Source organism: Planosporangium thailandense, from assembly GCF_011947195.1.
GTDB lineage: Bacteria > Actinomycetota > Actinomycetes > Mycobacteriales > Micromonosporaceae > Planosporangium > Planosporangium thailandense.
This window is the reverse complement of the sequence record NZ_JAATVY010000090.1, coordinates 1-731: the sequence shown is the minus strand read 5'-3', so window position 1 is coordinate 731 and position 731 is coordinate 1. Positions and strand designations below refer to the sequence as shown.

Here is a 731-nt window from a genome sequence, read left to right as displayed (position 1 = left end):
TGGGTGCGAACATGATGACCGGCCAGTGCCACAGGTACAGGCCGTAGGAGATCATGCCGATCCAGCGCAGCGGCGGGATCGACAGCAGGCGCGCCAGTGGGGATGCCGGTGCGAGCTCGACGGCGCCGATCAGGACGGCCATCACCAGGGCGATGACGGTGGCGCCGCCGTGGTAGTAGAAGCCTCCGCTGTCGCGGGTGACGATCAGGAGCACGCCCGTGGCGACCGCGGCGAGCGGTCCGAACACGTAGGCGTGACGGCCGATCGACTGCCGTGCCGCACCGTCGGCGGTCAACCGGCGTACCGCGAGGGCCAGCAGGGCGCCGATGAGCAGTTGTTGGGCCCGGGCGTCGGTGCCGGCGTAGGCGCGGGTCGGGCTGTCGGGCGAGTAAAGCACGACCATGGTGATCGCCGAGGCGGCCGCGCCGGCGGTGAGCACGATCGGCATCCACCGGCGGCGCCAGCGCAGCAGGGCGAGGACCAGCAGCGGCCACACGAGGTAGAACTGCTCTTCGATCGCCAGTGACCAGGCGTGCCGCAGCGGGGACTGCGAGGCGAACTCCGCGAAGTACGACTCGTCCGCCGAGATCATGTGCCAGTTGGCGTAGTAGAAGATCGTGGCGAGCAGGTCGCCGCGGCGCTGTTGCCAGTCGCTCAGCGGTGCCCAGGTGCGAACGGCGACGGCCACCGCCAGGACCATCAGCAGCAGCGCGGGCATGAGCCGCCGCACT

At 70.3% G+C, this 731-nt stretch carries 1 protein-coding gene; it reads right to left on the bottom strand.

Annotation, left to right across the window (positions count from 1 at the left end; genetic code table 11):
- A partial coding sequence (locus HC031_RS32255; protein ID WP_167929240.1) for an acyltransferase family protein occupies positions 1–731 on the bottom strand: 731 nt, incomplete at both ends.